Source organism: Rhodococcus sp. 27YEA15, assembly GCF_049739425.1.
In the GTDB taxonomy this organism is placed as follows: domain Bacteria; phylum Actinomycetota; class Actinomycetes; order Mycobacteriales; family Mycobacteriaceae; genus Rhodococcus_F.
Genome location: NZ_JBMHHW010000001.1, coordinates 896,647 through 921,908, shown reverse-complemented (window position 1 = coordinate 921,908; position 25,262 = coordinate 896,647). Strand labels below are relative to the sequence as shown.

Annotated in this window: 23 protein-coding genes; 9 read left to right on the top strand and 14 right to left on the bottom strand. The window is 64.1% G+C overall.

The window, feature by feature from the left end:
• Window positions 1-18 precede the first annotated feature (18 nt).
• Window positions 19-1,209, bottom strand: coding sequence for a DUF885 domain-containing protein (locus tag ABH922_RS04310; RefSeq protein WP_424805750.1), 1,191 nt, complete (start codon window positions 1,207-1,209; stop codon window positions 19-21).
• A 172-nt stretch (window positions 1,210-1,381) separates the two neighbouring features.
• Here ABH922_RS04310 and coaA point away from each other — a divergent pair, with 172 nt between their 5' ends.
• Window positions 1,382-2,314, top strand: coding sequence for a type I pantothenate kinase (gene coaA, locus ABH922_RS04305; RefSeq protein ID WP_424805749.1), 933 nt, complete (start codon window positions 1,382-1,384; stop codon window positions 2,312-2,314).
• A gap of 15 nt (window positions 2,315-2,329) precedes the next feature.
• Here coaA and ABH922_RS04300 read toward each other — a convergent pair whose 3' ends face one another.
• Window positions 2,330-3,097: an isoprenyl transferase gene (locus ABH922_RS04300; protein WP_424805748.1), complete on the bottom strand. Its 768-nt coding sequence runs from the start codon at window positions 3,095-3,097 to the stop codon at window positions 2,330-2,332.
• Between the two features lie 171 nt (window positions 3,098-3,268).
• Between ABH922_RS04300 and trhA the strand changes: the two genes are divergently transcribed.
• Window positions 3,269-3,937 (top strand): PAQR family membrane homeostasis protein TrhA, encoded by a 669-nt coding sequence (gene trhA / locus ABH922_RS04295; protein WP_424805747.1) that lies wholly within the window; start codon window positions 3,269-3,271, stop codon window positions 3,935-3,937.
• The gene (locus tag ABH922_RS04290) at window positions 3,916-4,098 is read left to right on the top strand and encodes a hypothetical protein (protein ID WP_424805746.1); all 183 of its coding nucleotides are present in this window, start codon (window positions 3,916-3,918) and stop codon (window positions 4,096-4,098) included. Before trhA ends, ABH922_RS04290 begins: the two co-directional genes overlap by 22 nt.
• A gap of 15 nt (window positions 4,099-4,113) precedes the next feature.
• Here the strand turns inward: ABH922_RS04290 and ABH922_RS04285 are convergent, their stop codons facing one another.
• From ABH922_RS04285 to mca, 3 genes are read right to left on the bottom strand one after another with little or no spacing between them, the layout of a single operon-like run.
• The gene (locus ABH922_RS04285; protein WP_424805745.1) at window positions 4,114-6,129 is read right to left on the bottom strand and encodes a thioredoxin domain-containing protein; all 2,016 of its coding nucleotides are present in this window, start codon (window positions 6,127-6,129) and stop codon (window positions 4,114-4,116) included.
• A 19-nt stretch (window positions 6,130-6,148) separates the two neighbouring features.
• A complete protein-coding gene (locus ABH922_RS04280; protein ID WP_424805744.1) occupies window positions 6,149-6,460 on the bottom strand; it encodes a hypothetical protein in 312 nt (103 codons plus the stop codon).
• Entirely contained in the window at window positions 6,457-7,335 is an 879-nt protein-coding gene (mca, locus tag ABH922_RS04275) for a mycothiol conjugate amidase Mca (RefSeq protein WP_424809562.1), read from the bottom strand. The genes ABH922_RS04280 and mca overlap by 4 nt, the downstream gene beginning before the upstream one ends.
• Window positions 7,336-7,585: 250 nt before the next feature.
• Here mca and ABH922_RS04270 point away from each other — a divergent pair, with 250 nt between their 5' ends.
• Both ABH922_RS04270 and greA read left to right on the top strand, forming a co-directional pair.
• Entirely contained in the window at window positions 7,586-8,011 is a 426-nt protein-coding gene (locus ABH922_RS04270; protein ID WP_424805743.1) for a DUF4307 domain-containing protein, read from the top strand.
• A 203-nt stretch (window positions 8,012-8,214) separates the two neighbouring features.
• On the top strand, window positions 8,215-8,709 hold the full coding sequence (gene greA / locus ABH922_RS04265) for a transcription elongation factor GreA (RefSeq protein ID WP_424805742.1): 495 nt from the start codon (window positions 8,215-8,217) through the stop codon (window positions 8,707-8,709).
• A gap of 78 nt (window positions 8,710-8,787) precedes the next feature.
• On the opposite strand, the gene ABH922_RS04260 is transcribed toward greA, so the two are convergent.
• Window positions 8,788-9,843, bottom strand: coding sequence for an NlpC/P60 family protein (locus tag ABH922_RS04260; RefSeq protein WP_424805741.1), 1,056 nt, complete (start codon window positions 9,841-9,843; stop codon window positions 8,788-8,790).
• A 192-nt stretch (window positions 9,844-10,035) separates the two neighbouring features.
• On the opposite strand from ABH922_RS04260, the gene ABH922_RS04255 reads away from it, so the two are divergent.
• Both ABH922_RS04255 and ABH922_RS04250 read left to right on the top strand, forming a co-directional pair.
• Window positions 10,036-10,281, top strand: a complete 246-nt coding sequence (locus ABH922_RS04255) for a hypothetical protein (protein ID WP_424805740.1) — start codon at window positions 10,036-10,038, stop codon at window positions 10,279-10,281.
• Window positions 10,278-11,072, top strand: coding sequence for an FAD:protein FMN transferase (locus ABH922_RS04250; protein WP_424805739.1), 795 nt, complete (start codon window positions 10,278-10,280; stop codon window positions 11,070-11,072). The genes ABH922_RS04255 and ABH922_RS04250 overlap by 4 nt, the downstream gene beginning before the upstream one ends.
• Window positions 11,073-11,078: 6 nt before the next feature.
• Here the strand turns inward: ABH922_RS04250 and ilvA are convergent, their stop codons facing one another.
• The 3 genes from ilvA to ABH922_RS04235 all read right to left on the bottom strand — a co-directional run bounded on the left by ilvA (window position 11,079) and on the right by ABH922_RS04235 (window position 15,029).
• Window positions 11,079-12,290 (bottom strand): threonine ammonia-lyase, encoded by a 1,212-nt coding sequence (gene ilvA, locus ABH922_RS04245; protein WP_424805738.1) that lies wholly within the window; start codon window positions 12,288-12,290, stop codon window positions 11,079-11,081.
• Between the two features lie 69 nt (window positions 12,291-12,359).
• The gene (locus tag ABH922_RS04240; RefSeq protein ID WP_424805737.1) at window positions 12,360-13,532 is read right to left on the bottom strand and encodes a cystathionine gamma-synthase; all 1,173 of its coding nucleotides are present in this window, start codon (window positions 13,530-13,532) and stop codon (window positions 12,360-12,362) included.
• 111 nt (window positions 13,533-13,643) lie between these two features.
• On the bottom strand, window positions 13,644-15,029 hold the full coding sequence (locus ABH922_RS04235) for a cystathionine beta-synthase (RefSeq protein WP_424805736.1): 1,386 nt from the start codon (window positions 15,027-15,029) through the stop codon (window positions 13,644-13,646).
• 71 nt (window positions 15,030-15,100) lie between these two features.
• Between ABH922_RS04235 and ABH922_RS04230 the strand changes: the two genes are divergently transcribed.
• Together ABH922_RS04230 and ABH922_RS04225 are read left to right on the top strand one after the other, a co-directional pair.
• Entirely contained in the window at window positions 15,101-16,108 is a 1,008-nt protein-coding gene (locus tag ABH922_RS04230) for an SGNH/GDSL hydrolase family protein (RefSeq protein ID WP_424805735.1), read from the top strand.
• A gap of 82 nt (window positions 16,109-16,190) precedes the next feature.
• On the top strand, window positions 16,191-17,408 hold the full coding sequence (locus ABH922_RS04225; RefSeq protein WP_424805734.1) for an acetyl-CoA C-acetyltransferase: 1,218 nt from the start codon (window positions 16,191-16,193) through the stop codon (window positions 17,406-17,408).
• Window positions 17,409-17,495: 87 nt separating this feature from the next.
• Here the strand turns inward: ABH922_RS04225 and ABH922_RS04220 are convergent, their stop codons facing one another.
• The 5 genes from ABH922_RS04220 to ABH922_RS04200 all read right to left on the bottom strand — a co-directional run bounded on the left by ABH922_RS04220 (window position 17,496) and on the right by ABH922_RS04200 (window position 25,170).
• Entirely contained in the window at window positions 17,496-18,347 is an 852-nt protein-coding gene (locus tag ABH922_RS04220; RefSeq protein WP_424809561.1) for a Bax inhibitor-1/YccA family protein, read from the bottom strand.
• Between the two features lie 175 nt (window positions 18,348-18,522).
• Window positions 18,523-19,695 carry a class I SAM-dependent methyltransferase gene (locus tag ABH922_RS04215; protein WP_424805733.1) on the bottom strand — a complete coding sequence of 391 codons (1,173 nt, stop codon included), beginning with the start codon at window positions 19,693-19,695 and terminating at the stop codon, window positions 18,523-18,525.
• A 40-nt stretch (window positions 19,696-19,735) separates the two neighbouring features.
• Window positions 19,736-20,422 (bottom strand): nitroreductase, encoded by a 687-nt coding sequence (locus ABH922_RS04210; protein ID WP_424805731.1) that lies wholly within the window; start codon window positions 20,420-20,422, stop codon window positions 19,736-19,738.
• A gap of 79 nt (window positions 20,423-20,501) precedes the next feature.
• Window positions 20,502-22,859, bottom strand: coding sequence for a putative bifunctional diguanylate cyclase/phosphodiesterase (locus ABH922_RS04205; RefSeq protein WP_424805730.1), 2,358 nt, complete (start codon window positions 22,857-22,859; stop codon window positions 20,502-20,504).
• On the bottom strand, window positions 22,852-25,170 hold the full coding sequence (locus ABH922_RS04200) for a putative bifunctional diguanylate cyclase/phosphodiesterase (protein WP_424805729.1): 2,319 nt from the start codon (window positions 25,168-25,170) through the stop codon (window positions 22,852-22,854). Before ABH922_RS04200 ends, ABH922_RS04205 begins: the two co-directional genes overlap by 8 nt.
• Window positions 25,171-25,262: the final 92 nt, after the last annotated feature.

The following is a 25,262-nucleotide window of genomic DNA, read 5'->3' as shown; positions in this document are numbered from 1 at the left end:
CTCCACTCGGTACAGGAGCTATCGCAAGGAACTCGGCACCAGTGGCTCGTCGAGGAGTCGGCGGAAGCGATCGGTGCGTTCTACGCCAACCGGGACTTCGCCGAGCCAACCTCCGAGTAGACGGTAACCCTCGACATACGTGCTGGTGTAGGCCCGCCACAGCGGTGCGGACAGGAACTTCAACGACTGGCGCGCCCGCTCCGGTGTAGAGAGCGACCACCGTTGCAGGAACTGCGCGACGTCGTCCTCGGTTCGGCGCTCGTCGTGCAACATCAGCGCAGCGTCCTGACGCACGCCGAGAAGTTGACCCGACGCCGCCGACAACCGTTGCGCGGTGGCACCGTCGAATGCCAGGCCGAGGTCTGCATAGATTTCCTGTGCCCACAGCCCCCAGTCCGGTCCGACGATCGCTTCGAGTGCCAGATCCGCCAGCCCCTCAGCCATCAGGCACTGCGGCGTGTTGACCAGGAACAACGTCTGCTCGAGCTGCCCGGTGCCGACCAGTCCGGCTTCCTTGCGGCAGTGTTCGGTGTGGTGCCCTGGATAGGATTCGTGGGCGATCAGCCGGGGCAGGTTGGCCATGAACTGCGGCAGATCGGAGTTGATGGCGACCTTGGAACGGTAGTCACCGAGGTAGTAGTTGAACCCGGACCACGGCTTGTCCCCCACCACTTCGTACTCCACGGTCTCCGACGCCGGCAGCGGGAAGACATTACGGACCCGGTCCCGCAGCGCACTGGAGATGGCGTCGACACACTCGTTCAGCCGGGCGGCCGGAATCTCGTCCAGTTTTCTGTGCTCGGCCACTCGCTGCGCCAGCGGACCGGGACCTGGCAGAACCTCGCCCATCCGTCGATGCGCGTCGCTGTAGTCGTCCTCGTTGCCTTTCTCGATCCGGACGTCGAAGTACGCCTGTACCTCGTCGACGAACCCGATGTCCGCACCCGCGAATTTGCGGCCCGAACATTCCAGCGCACGCAGGTGTACGTCGATGAATTGCGCCCGCTCGGCCGACAGGTCGCTTCCCGGCAACTCCGTGCGTAGTTGCGCCGCGGTCGCGGCGAGTTCACGCGGATCGGGAGTCGGAGCGTTCTCCACCTGCCGACGCAGGGCCGGATCGCCGGTGAATGCATCGACGAAACCATCCTCGAGCCGGTCGAAACCCAGGCCCAGCAGCAGGTATCGGCGAACAAGTGTGTCGGAATCCATAACACGCAAGCCTAGCTGTTCGACGCAGAACCAGACCCGACGAAAGTCCGCGGCGTTGTACCAAGCACAATCCGACTATGCACCTCGATCGTGCGCACTCGCGCCTGGCTCGCTTGCACAGCTCAATTGTCGACCGGGTTGCCGCGGCCGGCTGTACGGGTGAGACTGCCTGATGGCGCGCACCAACGAGTCGAGTCCTTACATCGAGTTCGACCGTAAGCAGTGGCGGACGCTGCGAAAGTCGACGCCGCTGGTGTTGACCGAAGACGAGCTGTACGGGCTGCGCGGCCTCGGCGAGCAGATCGACATGGACGAAGTAGCCGAGGTCTACCTACCGTTGGCCCGTCTCATCCATCTCCAGGTGGCAGCGCGCCAACGACTGTTCGCAGCCACCGCGACGTTCCTCGGCGAGAAGCATCCCGATCGGCAGGTGCCGTTCGTCATCGGCGTGGCCGGATCCGTGGCGGTCGGAAAGTCGACCACCGCTCGCGTGCTGCAGGCACTGCTGGCACGGTGGGAACACCATCCCCGTGTCGACCTGGTCACCACGGACGGATTCCTGTATCCGACGAAGGAACTCGATCGCCGAGGAATGATGCACCGCAAGGGCTTTCCCGAAAGCTACGACCGGCGCAAACTACTGCGATTCGTCACCGAGGTGAAGTCCGGCGCCGAAGAGGTTGCCGCGCCCGTGTACTCACACACCTCGTACGACATCATCCCCGGCCAGTATCACCTGATCCGGCAACCGGACATTCTCATCATCGAGGGCCTCAACGTCCTGCAGACCGGACCACGGCTGATGGTCTCGGATCTTTTCGACTTCTCGATCTACGTCGACGCCCGGATCGAGGACATCGAGGCCTGGTACATCCAACGTTTCCTGGCCTTGCGCAAGACGTCCTTCGCCAATCCGAACGCGCACTTCCATCACTTCTCGGATCTGTCCGACCACGACGCGACGATCGCCGCGAAAGGGATCTGGAATTCGATCAACCATCCGAACCTGGTGGAGAACATCCTGCCGACCCGGCCCCGAGCGACCCTGGTGCTGCGCAAAGACGCCGATCACACCATCAATCGACTCCGACTGCGCAAACTCTAGACACCGATCAGGTGGCTACGCACCGAACCGACGGTGACGGGCCGCATAGTCCCGCAACGCTCGGAGGAAGTCGACGCGACGGAATTCCGGCCAGTACGCCTCGGTGAACCAGATCTCCGAATAGGCGCTCTGCCACAACAGGAATCCGGAGAGCCGCTGTTCCCCCGAGGTCCGGATCACCAGGTCCGGATCGGGCTGACCCGAGGTGTAGAGGTGCCCGTCTATCTCGTCGACGGTGACCGACTGGACGAGATCGTCCACGCCGATACCCTCCTCGATCTTCTTTCGCAGGAGCGATTGCACGGCGTCGGCAATTTCCTGACGACCGCCGTATCCGATCGCCACGTTGACGTGGGTGCCGGTGCGGCCGCTGGTTCCGGCAGCCGCCTCCCGCAGTCGCCGAGACTGATCGGCCGGAAGAAGGTCCAGCGCGCCGACGATTTTCACGCTCCAGTTCTTACCCGGACCGGATATCTCTTCGACGACGTCCGTGATGATCTCGAGGAGAGTGTCCAACTCTTCCGGTTCACGGCGCAAGTTCTCGGTGGAGAGCAGATAAATTGTCGCCATCTCGATGCCGGCGGCGTCACACCATTCGAGAAGTTCAGCGATCTTGAGTGCACCCATTCGGTGACCGTGACTGACGTCCGTGAAGCCGTTCTCGCGCGCCCACCGTCTGTTGCCGTCGCACATCACCGCTACGTGCCTCGGGTGTGACAGCCCGTTCAGGTCACTGAGCAGTCGACGCTCGTAGATGCTGTACAGCAGTCCGCGCAGATTCACCGTGACATCACCATGGTGTCAAAGAGTACGCCCGGCCGATACCGGCGCTGCGACAGCCGTCACGCAATCAGTTCACGTGGACAACTCGCAGGTGAGATAAGCTACCAGGACGTAACTTACGGGACCGTAGGTTCCGCGATCTGCCATGACACGGCAGGAGAGGGGTTGCACGTGACGGCATTCGGGCTCGCCGAACTTCCGGTCAAACCGCGCATGCGCGGATGGATTCACCTGTGGGCGGTCGGAGTTTCCGTCGTCGCCGGCACCGTACTCGTGTCGGTGGCCGGTGCCCAGGTGGGAGCCAAAGCAGCATGGGCCACTGCCATCTACAGCATCACCATCTGCGGTCTCTTCGGAATCAGCGCCACCTACCACCGTATCCAGTGGAAAACCGTCGACGCACGCACCTGGATGAAGCGCGCCGATCACTCGATGATCTTCCTCTTCATCGCCGGCAGCTACACCCCGTTCGCGATGCTCGGCCTGCCTTCTCACACCGGCACAGTCATCCTGGTGATCGTCTGGGCCGGGGCGCTGGCGGGCGTCGCGCTGAAAATGTTGTGGCCTACCGCGCCGAAATGGGTGGGGGTGCCCCTCTATCTGCTGCTGGGGTGGGCAATAGTCCCCGTGGTCGGCGAGCTGATCCACCAGGTCGGTGTAGCACCGATGGTGCTGCTGCTGATCGGGGGAATCTTCTACAGCGTCGGCGCTGTCCTCTACGCCACCAAATGGCCGAATCCGTGGCCCACCACCTTCGGGCATCACGAGTTCTTCCACGCCGCTACCGTCGTCGCAGCAATCTGCCACTACATTGCGGTGTGGCTCGTCGTCTTCAACTGACCGGAAAAGTGTGGGCCGACGGGCGGCGCGAATTCAGCATCGTCAAATCACTTACGGTGCAAAACTTCAACGCACCATTGAACCTGCCGACCATCGAGCGGAAAGCACGCGAGATGAAGATCGCTCGCTGGATGCTCGGGAAACGACACGCCAAGCCCTGACGCCGACCGCACCCGTCAACTGGTCGGTACGAGGGCCGACGCCAACGCAACCAGATCGGTGACGGGACGCTCGCACACGAAACCGCGACACACGTACGCGGCGGGCTCCCCGTCCACGAGCGGCCGATCGGCCAGCAGCGGTGACGAATCCGGCTCGCCACCGACAACGACGGCACCGCCCGGCGCGAGCCGCCTGGCAACGTCGAGCAGTTCGCCGCCGCCCACGACCGCCACCTGGATCGGTCCGCTCAACGACGCCTCGGCCACCGCAAGCCAGTGACCGGCCGAACGTGGAGCCCGTTCGAGTGCCAGCGTGGCACGCGCCAGGGAATCCGCGGCCGCCTGCGCATAGTGCGCGCAATGAGCGGGATCGGCGAGTGCAGCAGTCGTCAGCAATGCCTCGGTGACGCTTGCCGCACCGGACGGCGTCGCACCGTCGAGTGGATCACGTGGCCTGGTCACCAGAGATTCCGCGAAATCGGCAGTGTCGAACCAGCTTCCAGGTTCAGCCGGGTCGGCGAAGTGGCGCAGGGTCACATCGAGCAGTTGCTGCGCGTCCTCGATCCAGCGGTGATCGCCCGTGGCCTGTCCCAATGCGCACAACCCGGTTGCGAGGTTCGCGTAATCCTCGAGCACACCGGCTGACTCACCGACCGAACCGCTCAACGATGCTCGCCGCAGCCGACCGTCCACCAGGTGAAGGTCCAACAGAGCACGGGCACATTCGGCGGCGGCATCGATCCACTCGCCGCGCCCGAGCGCCACACCAGCTTCGACCAGCGCGGTGATCGCCAGACCGTTCCATGCCGTCACCACTTTGTCGTCGCGCCCTGGTTGCGGACGTGTGCCACGCACCAGCCGCAGCGCGTCGCACACGTTGCGCCACCGAGACCAGTCGTCCGGATCATCGAGAAGTTGCAGGACCGACGCGCCCTCTTCGAATGTCCCCGACTCCGTGACTTCGAACAGTTTCGCAGCCCACCGTCCGTCCTCGACACCGAGCGCGTCCACGAGTTCTTCAGGTGTCCACACGTACGTCAGGCCCTCGACGCCTGCGGTATCGGCATCGAGAGCCGAGGCGAAACATCCGTTCTCGGTGCGCAGATCGGCCAACAGGAATCCGGCCGTCTCCACCGCGATCCGGGTGGACAACGCCGATCCGGTGCGACGAGCCAGATGCGCGTAGAACCGCAGCAGCAATGCGTTGTCGTAAAGCATCTTCTCGAAATGCGGAACCACCCATTCGGCGTCGACCGAGTAACGCGAGAATCCGCCACCCAATTGGTCGTAGATCCCGCCACGCGCCATCGCCTCCGCAGTGCGCTCCAGAGCACCGAGCACACCAGCCGACCCGGTCCGCTCGAACTGCCGCAACAACCCCTCCAGCAACACCGACGGCGGGAACTTGGGGGCACCACCGAATCCACCGCGCGGGACGTCCTCGTCACCGAGTATCGCGCGGGCGGCGATATCGAGCAGCGCGGCATCGACCGGTATCGCACCGTACGGCATTCCTCCCGACGCCCGCGTCAACTCCGCCACGATGGACTGAGCCGCAGAATCGACGTCGTCGCGCCGATTGGTGAAGGTATCCGCTATCGCTTCGAGAAGCTGTGTGAACGAAGGCATTCCACTACGCGGCGTCGGCGGATAATACGTACCGCAATAGAACGGCGCACCGTCCGGAGTGAGGAAACACGTCATCGGCCAGCCGCCCTGACCTGTCATGGCCACAGTCGCATTCATGTAGACGGCGTCGATGTCCGGGCGCTCTTCCCGATCGACCTTCACGCACACGAAGTTCGCGTTCATGATCGCCGCGACGTCAGCGTCCTCGAAGGACTCGTGCGCCATCACGTGACACCAATGACACGCCGAATATCCGATCGACAACAGAACAGGCACATTCCGCTCACGAGCCCATTCCATCGCGGCGCTGCCCCACTGCTGCCAGTGGACCGGATTATCGGCGTGCTGGCGCAGGTACGGACTGGTGGACTCATCCAACGTGTTACGCATGAGTGGGTCCATCCGCGCTACCTCGTTCGGTTCAGGATTCGGTCTTCGGAGACTTCTCGTCGACGCCCGAATCCGCGGGGGTCGACGTCCTGACACCCCCGCGGTCAGTACCCTCGTCCGCCTGCTGATCCAGCTCCGGATGATCCGGCTCGAAGGTCTCCGGCAGTGTGCGTAGGCGGCGGTTCATCGAGCGAACCAGCAGAATTACACCGATGAGCAGTGCAAGAACGACCACCAGACCGACCGGTGACGACTTGCCGAATTCCGGCCCCGAAGGATTACTCGGGGTCTGCGCGAGAAATTGCGTGGTGCCGAGAACGAGCTCGGCCGCGAGGGCGTTCATTGCGCCACACCCTCGTCGAGGCCTGCGAACAGATCGGTTTCCGGAAGCGACGTCGTCACTCGAGTCTTGGCGAGCTCGTACTCCTCCGTCGGCCAGATCTTCTGCTGGATGTCGAGCGGAACCGCGAAAAACGAACCGTTGGGATCGATCTGCGTCGCATGCGCCCGCAACGCGTCGTCACGCTGCGGGAAGTAGTCACCACAGGTGACCTGCGTGGTGACGCGCACCATCGAATCGCCGCGTTCGGTCTTCCACCGCTCGAGCCACTCCGCCATCGGGAACGGTTCCCCGCGACGCTCGTATTCGTCACGGAACAGCTCGAGACGCTTCCGGATGAACCCGTGCCCGTAGTAGACCTTCTTGATCTCCCACGCCGCACCGTCCTGCGGGAAGTACTCCGGATCGGCCGCCGCCTCGTACGCGGCCATCGAAACCTCGTGGCAGCGAATGTGATCCGGATGCGGATAGCCGCCGTTCTCGTCATACGTCGTGATGACGTGCGGACGGAACTCTCGGATCACCTTCACCAGTGCTCGCGTCGATTCCTCGAGTGGCACCAGCGCGAAACAGCCTTCCGGAAGCGGCGGCAGCGGGTCACCCTCCGGTAGACCCGAGTCGACGAAACCGAGCCAGCGATGCTGCACACCGAGAATCCGAGCGGCCTCCGCCATCTCGGCTTGGCGGACCTCGCTGATCCGATCACGCACACCGGGGACGTCCATCGCCGGATTGAGGATGTCGCCGCGTTCACCACCGGTGAGGGACACCACCATGACGTCATTGCCCTCGGCACTGTAACGGGCGGTGGTGGCCGCACCCTTGCTCGACTCGTCGTCCGGATGGGCATGGACGGCCATGAGCCTGAATCCGCTCACGAGTTCGTTCACCTCAACTTCACCTGTAGCCGTTGCCGGCATTGTCGCAACACACACTGTGCACCGCCCGACATTCTCCGCCTGCGCGCGCTGTCGGTACCGTCAAACCTACCGACAGCGTCAGCAGGCCCGTACCGCCAGTGTGTTCGGGCACGTCCTCTATAGTTCCACCCGAGAGTTCCTGGTGCAGCCGTGACCCCGGTCGAACGACGCGCGGGCACACGAACTCGCGTCTTCGAGAGCAGAGTGAATGAGTAACGCGCTTCCCCCCGACCGCTACCCGACCACGACGCGCATCGGCGACTCCCGCAAATGGCTGGTGTGGGTTCTGACCGCACTCGTCATCGTCGTCGGCGGCGGAATCGCGTACTACGCCTACGAGAAGTTCGCGGTCAAGGACATCGACACCGAGACGATCTCCTTCGACATCGTCAACGACGCCACGGTCAAGATCCGGTTCACCGTCACTCGCGACGACTCCGAGAAGGAAGCCGTCTGCATCGTGCGCGCCCGCTCCAAGGACGGCTCGGAGACCGGCCGCCGGGAGGTGTACGTCGCACCCTCCCCGCACCAGACCCTCGAGTTCAACGCCGAGATCAAGACATCTCAGCCGCCGGGGATGGCAGACGTCTACGGATGCAGCTTCGTCGTTCCGGAGTACCTGAACAAGTCCTGATCGACCGCCCTCGGCATGTCGCGCTCACGAGGCGACACACCCATGCGTGATAGAATTCGGTGATACACGGTTCCGGGTGGAGCCGTGTATTGCTGCATTGACGGCAAGGTTGTGCCTCAACGGCCCGGCCGAGCCGTTGTTCACTGCTGTTGCCGTGAACTGTCGAGGGAGCCCCCGGCTCCGACTACTAGGGAGTGATCGAGATGACCGAGACCCAGGTGACCTGGCTTACCCAGGAATCACACGACAGGCTCAAGAACGAACTCGACCAACTCATCGCCAATCGCCCCGTCATCGCCGCCGAGATCAACGAGCGTCGCGAAGAGGGCGATCTGAAGGAGAACGGCGGCTACCACGCGGCCCGCGAAGATCAGGGTCAGCAGGAAGCCCGCATTCGCCAGCTGCAGGAGCTGCTCAACAGCGCGAAGGTCGGCGAAGCACCCACTCAGTCCGGTATCGCACTGCCCGGATCGGTAGTCAAGGTCTACTACGACGGTGACGAGAGTGACACCGAGACCTTCCTGATCGCCACCCGCGAAGAGGGTGCTCGCGACGCGAAGCTCGAGGTCTACTCCCCCAACTCACCGCTCGGTGGCGCCCTGATCGAGGCCAAGGTCGGCGACACGCGCGAGTATAACCTGCCCAACGGCAGCACCATGAGCGTGACGCTGATCAGCGCGGAGCCCTACCAGAGCTGATCCACCGCACGGATCCGATACGCCCGAGCGCCGCCCACATCCGTGGGCGGCGCTCGTGTTGTTCTCGGACCTCCTTCGTCAGAGGACCCGGCGCGCTTTCATCCCGGCGAAGATCGGCCCGACCTTGACCACGTCCCCGAAGGTGGGGGCGTGGAGCATCTGGCCGTTACCGACGTAGATGGCGACGTGCCCCGGCCCGCCCGCCTGCCAGTTCCCGAACAGCAAATCACCTGGTTGCGCCTGGTCGAGGGGAATTTCGACGCCGACACCCCACTGTGTCTCCGATGTTCGTGGCAGCGTGATGCCGGTAGCCGCGTACATCGCGTACGACGTCAGGCCCGAGCAGTCGAACCCGCCCATGGACGGACCGTTGACGTTGCCGCCACCCCACACGTACGGCAATCCGAGAAACTTCAGGCCGGCTTGCACCACGCCACCGACGGCCCCGGCGAGCGTGTTGTAGTCGAACGGCGTGAGCATGAGAGCGAAGGAATCCTGCAGCGAGCGGATCCGCGCCACGTACTGGACTGCCTGGTCCGCAGGTACGCGGTGGGCCGCTCGCACCGCGTCCGGGCCGACGTCGTACGCCGCCAAGGCCAGATCGGCCACGTCGCCGTCCGCCTCGCCGGAGTTCAGCCAGTTCCGCGCCTGCCCCACCAGTTCGCACAACCTGTACCCGGTCGTCATGACCGGATCGGCGACCCCGAAGATGTCCATCTTTCCGTCGCCGTCACCGTCCCTGCCGTATGCGGTCCACTCGGCCGTGGTGAATCGGCCGGGGCCGCGGCGCCCGTCCGTTGTCTCCGCACTCGCCGGTCCGTATTCGAAACCGTTCTCGCCCGAATACAGCGAGGCGATCATCGGCGGGGTGATCTCCGGGCAGAGAGCTCCGGCCTTCTTCACCCAGGGAGCGAAAACAGCGACTGCCCCTACCGGCGCCAGCGCCGAGCCGGGGAAGTTCGACGGCACGGAAGGCACGACTGCGCCGGAACCGTCCTGTGCTCGGAGTGGACTGCTCGAGGCGGCAAACGACACATCGGGAGCAGGTTCTGCAAACGAGGTGACGGCGAGAGTTGCGCCGAGCACTCCCAACGCTGTTCCGATCGCCGTGATTGCCAGGACTCGCACAGCCATCCGCATCTCCGTTCGGTGTTGAAGTTCCCGTCCACCGAACGTGTCGGTGGGAACCATTACTTTTCGAACATGCATTCGATGTCGCCTCGATGGCCCACACCTGTTACCAATGTCCCACCTTCTGCGGTGTGCGTTACACAAATGACTACGGACGCCAAGGTTTTTCTCAGGTTCGGAGTGCATGCTGAGCACATGAGCGACGACCGCCCTCGATTCGATCGGGCGCGCCCAACAGTCTCCCGCCCTGTTCGATTCGCGCTTGCCGCCACAGCTGTCGCGGGCGCCCTGGCCAGTGGCGGTTTGTCTGTTTCCGCAACACCGGCAGCTGCCGCCGTCACCAGTGTCGCCGCGACACCGCACACCGATAAACCGGCAACCAAGAGACCACAGGTCGGTCGTGGTGTCGGGACGCCGGACGCCGTCTCCAACGGTTCGTGACCGCTACCCGACCGGCAACGGAATGGCTTACCTGGGGAGTTCAAGCCCGAGTAGTGGTCACCGAACCCGACGCCCTGGCATCTGCTGCCAGCCTGGTTCGCGGATATCTCACCGCCGCCGACGCCGCAACCAATCGTGATCGGCCCGATTCCGAGATCCGGAAGTTCGACAGCCAGGCTGTCAGCCCGGACGGAGTGTCCGTTACACCGATGTTCGCCCACTTCCTCGCCGACGCCCTCGCCGTGGCCCGGTTGACCGACGGAAGGATCAATCCCACTGCCGGCTCACCCGATCCCCACTCGTGGTGGCAGATCCGACTCCACGACGGGCGTGTCCACACACCGGACGGGTCGACGCTGGATCTGTCGGCTACGGCGCGAGCGAGCTCCGCGGATCACTGTGCTGCCTCCACCTCGCAACTGCTCGGGTGCGGGGTCCTCGTCGCTCTCGGAGGTGACATCGCAGTGTCCGGTCCACCGCCCGAAGATGGCTGGCAGATCCAGGTTCAGGATCTGCCGGGCGACCCCACGTGCCAAGTCGCCCTCACGTCCGACGGCGGCGTCGCCACGGCCAGCACCGTCAAACCGCTCCATCGGGAGTCCAGCGCAACATCCATGTGGCGCACGGTGTCCGTGATCGCCGACTCGTGTGCGAAAGCAGCGGCGGTGAGCCGCGCAGGTGCCGCGATGGGTGGTTCCGCCATCGACTGGCTGCACCAGCTCGCAGTACCCGCCCGGCTCGTGGACCAGGAGTTTCGGGTGACTGTTCTCGGGGGATGGCCGGACGAGTGACCCAGCTCAGTTCTGGAGGCGAACCGTGTAACCCGCACTGTCGAATGCCGCCAACAATTCCGCCTTGTTGTCCGGACCCCGCGTTTCGACGGTGAGGAACACCTCCACCTCGTCCACCGCGAGTTCAGCACCGGTACGGGAGTGGATGACGTCGACCACACTGGCCCCGTTCGCACGCACCACTTCGAGTAGCGAGACGAGCGCTCCCGGTCGATCGGCGATGGTCACGTGCACGCCGAGAAACCGGCCGGCTGCGCGCAGTCCGTGCGAAATGACATGGGTGAGCAGAAGCGGATCGATGTTGCCACCGGACAGCACCGCGCACACCGGACCGGTCAGCCCGAGTTCTGCCGGAGTGCAGGTCATCAATGCCGCTACTGCGGCGACGCCGGCCGGTTCCACCACCAGCTTGGCGCGCTCGAGGCACAGCAGGAGCGCCTTCGACAGCGCATCCTCGCTTACCGTCACCACGGCATCGACATAGGCGGCCACTTCGACGAAAGGCACCGCACCCGGCTGTCCTACCGCGATACCGTCGGCCATCGTCGACATCGACGCCAGCGCGATCGGTTTACCCGCCGCCAACGATGCAGGCCACGCGGCTGCCGACGCCGCCTGCACACCGACGATCCGAACATCGGGGCGAATCGCCTTGACCGCTGCCGCGATTCCGGCGATCAGCCCGCCGCCGCCGGTAGGAACGACAATGGTGCCTACGTCCGGAAGCTGGTCGAGGATTTCGAGCCCGACTGTGCCTTGCCCGGCCACTACGTCGTCGTGATCGAAGGGGTGAACGAGGACGGCGCCCGTCCGGTCCGCGAATTCACGCGCCGCCACCAACGCCTCGTCGACGGTGGATCCGATCAGATGTACGTGGGCACCGTAGGCCTTGGTGGCCACCAGCTTGGGCAACGGCACACCGGTCGGCATGAACACCGTCGATTCGATGCCCAATTCGCTTGCCGCCCAGGCAACGCCCTGCGCATGGTTACCGGCACTGGCCGCGACCACACCGGCGGCCCGCTCCGGCTCGGACAAATTCGCGATGCGGTTGAAGGCGCCGCGCGGTTTGAACGATCCGGTCCGCTGCAGATTCTCGCACTTGAGATGAACATCGAAACCTGTCAGTTCCGAGAGAACTCGTGAGGCCACCACCGGTGTTCGACGCATGACAGGTGCAAGCAGTTCACGGGCAGCGTGAATCTGGTCGATGTGCATGTCTACCAATCTGCTGTGCGCCTGTGCCGACCGCCCGCGGTCGACACAGGCGCACAGCACAGCAAGAAGTCAGGACAGAGCTTGTTCGATATCGCCGACGAGATCCGATGCGTCCTCGATGCCCACCGACAGGCGCACCAGATCGTCGGGAACCTCGAGGGCAGATCCGGCGGTGGACGCATGCGTCATCGCGCCGGGGAACTCGATGAGGGATTCGACGCCACCGAGCGATTCCGCCAGGGTGAAGATCTCCGTGCGCGAGCACAGATCGAGCGCGGCCGCCTTTCCACCCTTGAGCCGAACCGAGATCATGCCGCCGAAGCGGCGCATCTGCTTGGCGGCGACCTGGTGAGACGGGTGTGAGGCGAGACCCGGATAGATCACGCTCTCGACAGCCGGGTGGCCGTCGAGCAGCTCGACGATCTTCTCCGCGTTGTCGCTGTGTCGTTCCATCCGCAGAGCCAAGGTCTTGATGCCGCGCAAGGTGAGGAAGACGTCGAACGGGCCCGGTACCCCACCGGAACCGTTCTGCAGGAACGCGAACGCGGTATCGAGCTCTTCGTCGTCGCAGACGAGTGCGCCGCCGATCACGTCCGAGTGCCCACCGATGTACTTGGTGGTGGAGTGCAGTGCGATGTCGGCGCCGAGCTGCAGTGGCTGCTGCAGGTACGGTGACGCAAAGGTGTTGTCCACCACGATCTTCGCGTTGCCCTCGTGCGCCACCTCGGCGAGCAGTTCGATGTCACCGATATTCAGGAGCGGGTTCGTAGGCGTCTCCACCCACACGAGCTTGGTGTTCGGTCGCATTGCGGCGCGGACGGCGTCGACGTCCGAGACCGGGGCCGGGGTGTACTCGATCCCCCACTGCGTGAACACCTTGTCGATGAGCCGGAACGTTCCGCCGTACGCGTCGTCGGGAATGACGAGGTGATCGCCGGGGCGCAGCACCGAGCGCAGCAGGCAATCGGTGGCCGCCATTCCGGAGCTGAAGGCACGCCCGTAGGTTCCGGATTCGAGAGCCGCGAGATTCGCCTCGAGCGGGCGCCGGGTCGGGTTACCGGTGCGAGCGTATTCGAAGCCGCTGCGCATGCCGCCGACGCCGTCCTGCGCGAAGGTGGAACTGGCGTAGATCGGGACGTTGACCGCGCCGGTCAACGGATCCGGTTCGTAGCCGGCATGGACTGCCTTGGTGGAGAAACCCTGCCAACTGATGCTGTCGGCCTTGCTGCGTTGCTCACTCATGGGTACCAGCCTAATAGAGGCATATCGGTACCGTCGGGCGCCGGTGTCCGGATACCCGGACGGGCCGCCTGCACTCGGCAGACGACCCGTCCGGGTATCTCGTGATCTCGATCAGGAATCAGAACTGAGGAATCCGAGCAGATCGTGGCGGGTGATGACGCCGATCGGCTTGCCGTCGTCGACCACCATCAGGGCATCGGTATCGCCCAAGGCAGTCGTGGCCGCTGAAACCGGCTCGCCGGAACCGATGAGCGGGAACGCCTTGCTCATGTGCTTCTCCACCGAATCCGCAAGGTGCGCACGGCCTTCGAAGACCGCACTGAGTAAGTCCCGTTCGGAAACGCTGCCTGCGACCTCACCGGCCATGACGGGCGGTTCGGCACCGACCACCGGCATCTGCGACACACCGTATTCGCGCAGGATCTCGATGGCGTCACGCAGCGTCTCGGACGGGTGGGTGTGAACGAGGTCCGGGAGTTCACCGGACTTGCCGCGCAGCACGTCGCCGACGGTGGGTACTGCGGTGTTGCCGTCGAGCGGAGTCCGCAAGAAGCCGTAGGACGCCATCCACTGATCGTTGAAGATCTTGGACAGGTAGCCGCGCCCACCGTCCGGAAGCAGAACGACGATCAGCGCGTCGGGACCTTCACGCTTGGCCACCTCGAGAGCGGCGACGACGGCCATGCCGCAGGATCCGCCGACGAGCAGGCCTTCCTCGCGGGCGAGACGACGGGTCATCTCGAAAGAATCCGCATCGGAGACGGCAATGATCTCGTCCGGAATCGACGGATCGTATGCCGACGGCCAGAAGTCCTCGCCGACACCTTCCACCAGGTAGGGGCGCCCGGTACCGCCCGAGTAGACGGATCCTTCGGGATCGGCGCCGATGACCTTCACCGTGCCGCCGGACACCTCCTTGAGGTAGCGACCGGTGCCGGTGATGGTTCCGCCGGTGCCCACGCCCGCGACGAAGTGGGTGATCTTGCCGTCCGTGTCGGCCCAGATCTCGGGGCCGGTGGTCTCGTAGTGACTTTCCGGTCCACCCGGGTTCGAGTACTGGTTGGGCTTCCAGGCTCCGGGAATCTCACGGGTGAGCCGGTCGGAGACGCTGTAATAACTGTTGGGGTTGTCCGGTGCGACCGCCGTCGGACAGACGACCACCTCGGCTCCGTACGCGCGCAGGACGTTGCGCTTGTCCTCACTGACCTTGTCCGGGCAGACGAAAACGCATTTGTACCCGCGTTTCTGGGCGACGAGCGCCAAACCGATTCCGGTGTTTCCCGAGGTCGGCTCCACGATGGTGCCGCCCGGCTTCAGTTCACCGGACGCCTCGGCGGCGTCGATCATCTTGACGGCGATTCGATCCTTGGAGCTTCCGCCGGGGTTGAGGTACTCGACCTTGGCGGCCACCGTGCCGTAGTTCTCGCCGGTGACGGACGTGAGTTTGACGAGTGGCGTATTGCCGATGAGGTCGACGACGTGTTCCGCGATGCGCATTTCTCCATGTTCCCAGATGCGGCGAATTGCCGCGCACGGACATCCGACACGCCTGCTTCAGTCGGGCTAGATTGGCTTCTGTGAGACGGCTGGTGAAAGCGTCGGTGGCTACCGCGGTGGCAGGTTCGGGCGGCGGCGCACTGTCATGGTTCGGCTACAACTACTTGATGTCGCAGGCCGGGGCCGCGCGCGGAGTCATCGGCCGGAACGTGGCCAAACCTCCCGAAGCAGATGGCGTGTACGCGCCCGGCGAAACGACGCCGGAACGCTGGTGGCGTGAAGTGCCGTTCGACCTTCACCTGATGATCTTCGGTGACTCCTCTGCGGCAGGCGTCGGCGCGCTCGACGCGGCGGAAGTGCCGGGCGTACGCATCGCGATCTTGTTGGCCGAGGAAACCGGCAAACGAATCCGACTGAGCACCAAAGCGATCGGCGGCGCGACGTCACGAGGTCTGAGTGGACAGGTCGACGCCATGTTCGTCGCCGGTCCCCCGCCGGACGCCGCCGTCATCTTGATCGGCGCCAACGACGTCACCGCCAAGAACGCGATCCACGCTTCCGCACGCCGACTCGGTGACGCCGTGGAACGCCTACGCGCCGGAGGCGCCGTGGTGGTTGTCGGCACCTGCCCTGATCTGGGGGTGGTGACAGCGATCCCGCAGCCGCTCCGCAGCGTCGTGCGCGAGTGGGGTCGCCGCCTTGCCGCAGCGCAATCGACGGCGACGCGCACCGCAGGCGGGCATCCGGTGCCGCTTGCCGATCTCCTGGCCAAGGAGTTCCTCGCCTCGCCCGACACCATGTTCTCCGCGGACCGCTTCCACCCGTCGGCGGCCGGATACGAACTCGCCGCCCGGCAGATCGTGCCGGTACTGGCGTCGGCTCTGGGCGAGTGGCGCGGCGGACCTCTTCCCGTCCTTCCGGACGTCTCCGCAGCTGCACAGGCGCGCACGTTCGCCGCCCGCCTCGCCCGGATGCTCACGCACCTGGGCCTGACTGCATCGATCAGGGAAACCGCAGTTCACAGCCTCGACCATCGCGCAATGCGACTGCCCGACCGCAGCGCCGGGGAGGCAACGTAAATTGAGAGTCGAAACTGCATTCAACTTACTTCGTCGTCAGGGCATCGTCTGCGCCGACGGCGAGTACACCTAAGGAGTTTTCATGCCCGAGGCAGTAATCGTCTCAGCAGTACGGTCGCCCATCGGCCGCGCAATGAAGGGTTCGCTCAAGGACATCCGCCCCGATGACCTGGCAACTCAGATGGTTGCTGCTGCCCTGGCGAAGATCCCAGAGCTGGACCCCACCGAGATCGACGACCTCATGCTCGGCGTCGGACAGCCCGCAGGCCAGTCCGGATACAATCTCGCGCGCGTCGTGTCCGTAGCTCTGGGCTACGACTTCCTTCCCGGCGTTACCGTCAACCGCTACTGTTCGTCGTCGTTGCAAACCACGCGGATGGCGCTGCACGCCATCCGCGCCGGTGAGGGCGACGTGTTCATCTCCGCCGGTGTCGAGTCGGTGTCCAGCTTCATTCACGGCAGCGCCGACGGCCTGCCGAACAGCAAGAACCCGATCTTCGACGCAGCTCAGGCGCGCACCGCCAAGCTCGCCGAAGGCGGGGTCGCCTGGACCGATCCGCGTGAGGAAGGCCTGGTCCCCGACGTGTACATCGCGATGGGCCAGACCGCCGAGAACGTCGCATCGGCCACCGGTATCAGCCGCGAAGACCAGGACCGCTGGGGCGTCCGCAGCCAGAACCGTGCCGAAGAAGCCATCAAGCGCGGATTCTTCGAACGTGAGATCACGCCGGTCACCCTGGCGGACGGCACCGTGGTCACCAAGGACGACGGTCCCCGGGCCGGCACCACCTACGAAGGCATCAGCGGTCTCAAGCCGGTATTCCGTCCTGACGGTACCGTCACCGCCGGCAATGCCTGCCCCCTCAACGACGGTGCTGCGGCCCTGGTCATCATGTCCGACACCAAGGCCAAGGCCCTCGGCCTGACTCCGCTGGCTCGCATCGTCTCCACCGGTGTGTCGGGCTTGTCCCCCGAGATCATGGGTCTGGGCCCCATCCAGGCCGTCAAGAACGCTCTGAAGATCGCCGGTAAGTCCGTCTCGGACATCGACCTGTTCGAGATCAACGAGGCGTTCGCCGTGCAGGTCATCGGGTCGGCTCGAGAGCTCGGCATCGACGAGGACAAGCTCAACATCTCCGGCGGCGCCATCGCGCTGGGACACCCCTTCGGCATGACCGGTGCTCGCATCACCAACACCCTGCTCAACAACCTGCGTGAGCAGGACAAGACCTTCGGTGTCGAGACCATGTGTGTCGGCGGCGGACAGGGTATGGCGATGGTACTCGAGCGCCTGAGCTGATGCGCTGAACCGAGACGAGGTCTCCCGTCACGAAAAACGCTCGACCGGAAGTTCCGGTCGAGCGTTTTTCGTGACTGTCGGTAAGCGTCAGTCGTTGTTGAAGTAGCTCAGCAGACGCAGGATCTCGACGTACAGCCAGACCAGAGTGATGGTGAGGCCGAACGCGACGCCCCAGGCCGCCTTCTCGGGAGCCTGCGCCCGGATCAACTGATCAGCGGCATCGAAATCGAGAAGGAAGCTGAACGCTGCGATACCGATGCAGACGAGGCTGAAGATGATCGCGATCGGACCACCGTCACGCAGGCCGAAGCCGCCGTCGGTGAAGAAACTGGCGACGAGGTTGCCCAGCGCCAGGACGACGACGCCGATGAGCGCACCGACGATCATGCGGGTCAGCCGCGGGGTGACCCGGATGGCACCGGTCTTGTAGACGACGAGCATGCCGAAGAACACACCGAACGTGCCGAGTACCGCCTGAGCGATCAGGCCCGACCCACCGACACCACCGAAGGCGACGTTGGTGAACATGAACGACAGCGCACCGAGGAAGAGACCTTCGGCGACCGCATATGCCAGCACGATGGCCGGGTTGTCCATCTTGCGACCGAAGGTTGCCACCAGGACGAGAACGAGGCCGACGAGGCCGCCGCCGATGACCAACGGACCGGCCAGGTCGGCGTTGTTGTTGACGAGGAAGTAGGAAACCAGCGCCGACAGGGTCAGAACACCGAGAGTGATGCCGGTCTTGGTGACGACGTCGTCGATGGTCATGGTCCGCGTGTCGGGACCGGTCTGGTAGGGATCGGCCGGAGCGTACTGCGCCTGACCGAACTGTTGGGTGGCCTGCGAGGCGCCCGCCGCCGCAGATCCGAACGAAGCGTATCCGCTGCCCTGTTGCTTGGGCAGGTTGCGGAACACCGGGTTGCTGGTGGTGCGCACCGTGATCATCCCTTCATCGTGGTGACCTGTGACGGTCGGTCTCAGGTTCGCCGGGCGGACCCGAGTTGGAGACACGGTCCGCGTACTTGAAAAAGTAAAGCACTCGTAATCTACAACGTCGGAGAAATTCGTGTAGTTCCCGAACCCCGCAGGATGTCCCTGCCCGCCCTCGATCCTAGGCGGATTTGGTCGAGCGCAGGACGATGAACTTCGCATTCGACGCAATGGTCTCGGTGGGGCCGATCGCCGATTTCAGTGCTCCGCGATAACCGAGATGCTTGTTGAAAACGGTCCACAGCTGTCCACCGGGTCGCAGAACTCGGCCGGCAGCGGCGAACATCGCCAGCGCTGCCCCGGCATGGACGGCGGCACCGAGATGGAATGGCGGATTCAGCACAATGAGATCCACGCTGTTGTCGGCGAGAGTGCTCGCAGCGTCGTCGCGTAGCCCACTGACTCGATCGCCGACGCCGTTGGCGGCTGCAGTAGCCAGTGCCGACGCAACGGCGGCCGACGATTGATCGGTGGCGATCACCTTCGCGTTCGGTAGTCGCTGAGCCAAGGCGGTGGCCAGGATGCCGCTTCCGCAGCCGAGGTCGACCACCACCGACGGATCGCGATACTCGATCTTGTCGAGATTCTCGAGCAGTAACCGGGTGCCGATGTCGAGGGCTGCGCCCGCGAAGACCGGGCCGTGGGCGATCACCTCGAGATCGAACTCGTCGAGCCGCGCGGCTGTCGGGAACGTCACCGTGACATCCGGCCTGGGGGTCTCGGCGATCAACACCCGAGACTTCTGCCGGCCACGGGAGGCACGTACTTCGGAAAATGATTCCGCGAGAACCTGATTCATTGCCGTTGTGATGTGTTTGTCACGTCCGCCGGCGAACACACGCACCTCGGGATCGGCGTGGACGGCAATCAACTGGCCTATCTCGGCGAGCGCCGCCAGACTTCGAGGGAGTTGCATCAGAACAACTTTCGCACCGCTCAACAAGTCCGAGCCCAGTTGTTCCGACGTGTAGGACTCGGTGATACCGAGTTCGCGGGCATTGTTCGCCAACGCGAGTTCACCGGTGAGCCCGTCCTGATGCACCCGCAGACCCGACGCGCCGTGGAGAACGGCAGCTCCGGCCGTGAGCGCACCGTGATGGTCTCCGATCACGACCACCGAGCCGGTTTCGGCGGCGGCGAGCTCTGGCGCCGCCTCGTCGAGGATCAGGCGATCTGCGGCATCGACAGCGAAAAGGTTGGGTGCCTCGATATCGGGGAACCGACGCAGACGATCGAACATTTCTGAAGCATCGGACACTGCTGTGGGATCGGACACTGCTGTGGGGTCGGACATGAGAACAAGTATCCCAGGAAGATGCCGGGCACTCGACCAATCAGCCGGTCATCCACTGCACGACGTTGCCCACGTCCTCGCGGGTGGTGCGGAACTTGTTCACCGGGTGCTCGGTGTCCGGATAACCGAACGAAATAGCACACACCACTTTGCGGGTGTCGTCGATGCCGAAGTAGCGGCGGATGAAAGTAGAGCTGCCTGCCAACGCGGCCTGGGGAATGGTCCCGACACCCAGGCTCGTGGCCGCGAGGAGAAACGTGTCGACGTACAACCCGCAATCGACGGCTCCGTACGTGCCCAGCGCTTCCTCCGTGGTGACGATGGCGACGTGCGGGGCGCCGAAGAGCTGGAAATTCTTCATGGTCTGCGCAGCGGACGCCGCGCGATCACCGCGCTCGATCCCGACACTGTCGTACAAGGCCATCGCGCACTCGAATCTGCGGGCCTTGTATTCACCTTCGTACGCGCGAGGGAACTCGAAGTCGGGTTCTTGCGGATTGGCAATCACGTACTCGCCGAGGGCCGCCCGAAATCGCTCTGTCCCCTCGCCCTCGGTGATCGAAACCTGCCACGGCTGTGTGTTACACCATGACGGGGTCTTCTGCGCCAGGCGCAGAATCTCCTCGATCACCGCGCGGGGTACCTGACGGTCCTGGTACGCACGGCAGCTTGTCCGCCCGTCCAACAACGATTCCAAGTTCGCACTCGTACCGGAAATCTCGTCCATGGTTTCCTCACTCGACAGTTGGTCCGCTGTTCGCACCCTAGATCGGCACGTCTTCGATCGCGACGGCGGGCCGCCGTCGTCACCCGTTCTCCGCGATCACAGCCCTGGCCTGATACTCGGCGATGACCTTGTGCACGTCGTCGGGAAGCATCGGTTGGCCTTCGAGGTATCCCTGAATCACGGTGCATCCGCAGTCTGCCACGATTGTGCGTTGACGCTCGGTCTCGACTCCTTCGGCGATGGTTTCCAGGCCCAGGGACGAGGCGATCACGACGATCGACCGGAAGACCGCGATTCTCGATTCCGAGCCTTCGGTCCCCAATGGGTCCACGAGCGCACGATCGATCTTCAGGCGATCGAGTGGAAGGTCGGCCAGACTCGCAACCGACGAAAACCCCGTTCCGAAATCGTCCATGGCAATAGCGACTCCCAGTTCGGACAGCTGAACGAGAACATCGCGATCTGCCGCGTCGATCACCAGCGACTCGGTCACCTCGATTTCCAGCCGCCGTGGATCGATTCCGTATTGCGTCAACGTCTCACGCACGGATTCGACATAGCCGCTCGATCGTAACTGCACCTGCGAGACGTTCACCGCGATCCGAATGTCGACAGGCCATGAAGCTGCCTCGGCGCATGCCTTGCGTAACGCCTGCGCGCCGATGGGCACGATCAGACCGGTCTCCTCGGCCACCGAGATGAAGTCGGCCGGCGCCACGGTTCCCGAGGTGGGGTGGTTCCACCGCAGCAGCGCTTCGAACCCCACCAGGACGCCCGTTCCGGCTGCCACCTGCGGCTGATACGCCAGCGAGAATTCGTCCGCGTTGGATGCACGACGCAGATCGAGAAGTGCACGGGCTCTACCGTTCGCCTTTTCTCGCAGCGTCGAGTCGAACCGTCCGATCCTGTTCCGGCCCGCGGCTTTTGCCTGGTACAGGGCCAGGTCGGCCACGATCAGCAGGCCGTCGAGGCTGTTCGTGTCTTCCGGATACGACCCGTACCCGAGGCTCCCTCGGAGCCGGATCTCGTTTCCTGCCACCGCATAAGGTTCGTCGAATATGCCCAGTGCAGCCTGGAAACGCGCGGCGATGTCGGCACCCGACTCCTCGAATGCGATTGCGAACTCGTCACCACCGAGCCGTGCACATATCGCCGGTGGTCGCACCACGTCGTCGAGACGTGCCGCGACGTCACGCAGCACGTCGTCACCGACGTTGTGGCCGAATCTGTCGTTGATGGATTTGAAGTTGTCGAGATCGAGAATCGCGAACCAGACAACTCGATCGCCCTCGATCATCGAGGACAGTCGAGAGGTGAGGCTGTAGCGATTCCGCAGACCTGTCAGCGAATCGATCTCGGCCAGTCTGAGGATGTTCTCGCGCTGCTGATGCGAGTGCGTGACATCTGAACCGACCCCACGCCAGCCGGACACCACACCGGCCTCTCGCACCGGGTGACCGGAGAACGACCACCACCGACTCAAACCGCCGACACGTACCCGTATTCGCACGTCGTGGAAGCTGCTGCCGTCGGCGAAGAAGGTATCGAGTCGCTCCAGTGTCTGCGGACCTGCGGCGAAGGTGTCCGCGCCGATCCCGACCAGGATCTCACGCAAGGTCCGTCCGCGGAGTTTCGCTGCCGGCAGACCGACGTGCTCGGCGAAGCGATAGGTCACCGCGGGCAGCACGGCGTGCCGGTCGGCTTCCCACAACCAGTCGCGGGCCTCGTCCTCGAGGTCGCTGAGCAGTAGGTCGACAAGGTCTCGTTCGTCCTGAGAGGCCACCTCTGCTCGTATTCTGGTGACGAACAGATCCGCCAGTGCCCGGCTCCCGCCGTAGAGTGCAACCAGGTACACCGCCAGAGTTCCGAGAAGGACGTAACGGGTGGGCGCCGGCTCGAGCCAGAAGGTCCATCCCAGTCCCGCACCCATGATGACCACCCACGACAACGCTGCGATTCGGAACATCGACAGCGCGAACAGCCCTACCGACACCGCGCCGACCACGGTCGAGGCGAACACCAACTGGTCGTCGTCGTCGAGATCCGGAAACAACCTGCGGGCCAACCACACCAGCAGGAGCGCCCATACTGCGGCCTGCAATTGGAGGACCCCGAAGTCCGCGACTGTCGCCGAGCGGCCGCCGATTCGTCTCCGGACAATCCAGAAGGCCATGAACGCACCATTGGTGACGACCACGGTCGTGGGCCAGAACCACTGGAACCATCCTGCCTCCACGGGCAGGACCACCATGAGCACGCTCAGCGATACCGCGACCACGAGAAACGTCGGCGGCATCATTCGAGCGGCGAACAGGACACCACGATCGAACAACGTGCGCTGTTCGTACAGCGAGGCCGTCCCCGACGACCACCGCGGGTCGATCAGCCGGAGCAGTCCCGCCTGCCTCGGTCGACGCGTGATCGGTCGTTCACCCACGCGTACCTGCCAGGTGCTCTTTCAACTCGCCGAGTGTGAGCGGACCACCGGTGGCGATATTGCCCTGGACCGCGTCCGCACCGGCCCGACGTGCACTGTCCAGTTGCTCGTCGGAGTCGACGCCGAGCACTATCGACTGCATTCCGAGCGCACCGACCAAGTCCACTATCGCCTCGAGGATCGGGGTACCCGGTTCGCTGTCGCCGATCGCACCCGCAAACGATCTGTCGATGCGCACCCTGGCGAACGGCAGTTCCGACAGTGTGGCGAGAGCGGAAAAACCGATGCCGAACTCGTCGACGGTCAGCACGACACCGAGCTGGGCCACGTCTCGGATGGATGCCGGAACGTTCTGTTCGATCGCCGACGATTCCGTCAGCTCCAGCTCCAGCCGCTGCGCTGCCACACCCCAGCGCCTCAGTGCGGAGTCGACTGCGGCGATGTACGAGGTGGAATCGAGTTGCCGCGCGGTGACGGCAAAGGCAACTCGCACGTCTGACGGTAGTTGCGCTGCGGCGTGGCAGGCCAGATCGACCGTCATCTCACCGAGCGAACCGGTCAGACCCGCGTCCTCGGCGGCCCGCGTGAACTCGGGTTGCTCGATCGGGCCCAGTTCCGGATCGTTCCACACGAGTTTGATTTCAGCGGCCACGACGTGCTCACCTCGAGTGCTGACCTGAGGCAGATAGGTCACGTCGAATTTCCGGGCCGCGATCGCCGCGCCGACGTTTTCCAGCAGGTGCGCACGCCGAGCCGCGATCGCTCGAAGATCATCGCTGTAGCGGCGCATCGTGCCACGGCCGGAACTCTTGGCCGCGAACAGCGCCAAGTCGGCAGCCGTGGTCAATTCGTCCGCCGTCGCCGACCGTTCGGTCGGTACGAAATAGCCGATGCTGCAGCCGATCTCCAAGCGAGTCCCGAACACCGCAATGGGCTCGTGCAATGCGTCGACATAGCGTTCGAGGATGCGCAGGACCTGCGCTTCGTCGTCGACATCGGTGAAGAGGATGGCAAACTCGTCACCGCCGAGCCTGGCACACAACTGCGCCATTCCACCGACGTCGGACAACCGCGATGCCACCTCACGCAGCACGTCGTCTCCGATCGTGTGTCCCAACGTGTCGTTGACCGATTTGAAGTCGTCGAGATCGAGCATTGCCAACGCTATCCGGTTCGGACCGGCAGGTGCCGTGCGCAGCAGACGCTCGAGTTCGGTCCAGAAACTGTGTCGATTCGGCATACCGGTCAAGGCGTCGATCTTGCCCATACGGATCATCCGGTCACTTTGGATCTTGGCGTCGGTTATGTCGGTGGCAACTCCTCGCCACACCAGATCCGACGGGCCGATACCTTCGGTGGGTCGACCGCTGAGCTGCCACCATCGAATCTCCCCTCGCAGCCGAGCCGGGATGACGACGTCGAAGAACGCGGATTTCGATTGCCGCGCCGCCCGCAGCTGCATCAGTGCGTCGATACCGCCGGCTATCTTGTGAGTTCCGAGTTCCAAGAACAAGTCCTGCCATTGCGCCCCGACCCCGCGATCGGGGTCGGTTCCCACCTCGACTGCCAGTTTGGTGGGTATCCGCGACAGGGTCCCGTTCATGTCGATCTCCCAAACGAAATCCCCGGCGTTTCCGTGGAGGTCGTCGAGCAGGATCCGCGACATTGCCCGCTCGGATTCGGCACCCACTTCCGCCCGATACCGAGCCTCGAAGTTTCCGGAGACCACTACCGCGCCGACGACGAGTGCACTCCCGTAGGCGATCATCGCGATCATCAGCTTCGACAACTCGGGCGTACCCTGCTGCCAGAACGCAACACCGAGGAACACGATGTTCGACAACACCCAGGTGGTGCCCAGCGATCTCAGCATTGCCGTGCCCAGGGCACCCGCCGCCATGATCACCGCAAGTACGACGCTGAGCACCAGATCACCCGCATGATCGAGTCTCGGATAGAGCACGATCGCGAGCGAGGAGTACAGAAGTCCGACGACAACGAAGGCAACCATCAAGAACGCGTGCCCGACCACGTGGGAGAACGCCATCGTTCCTCGCCGGATCCGGATCCCCACCACCAGGCCGATACCACCGATCGAGCCGGCGATCCACGGCCACAGCTTGCCGTAGAGACCGGCGTCGGGGGGAATGAGGAAGAAAAGTAGTCCCGCGACGGTCACGAGGTGAAGCGTTGCCGCCCACGGCAACAGCCCCAGTGTCACCCTGACCTGCTCGTGGGCGACCTCGGAACGCTGGTTACGCGTGAGTGCGTACTGGTTCGAGACTCCGGGCGGACGACGTTCGGATGCCATGCCCCGCCTCCACGTCATGTCCTGCGCCTGCACGATCGCCGCGAGCTGATCGATGGCAATTGTTGCGTAATTCGCGACAACTCTTCCCCCTG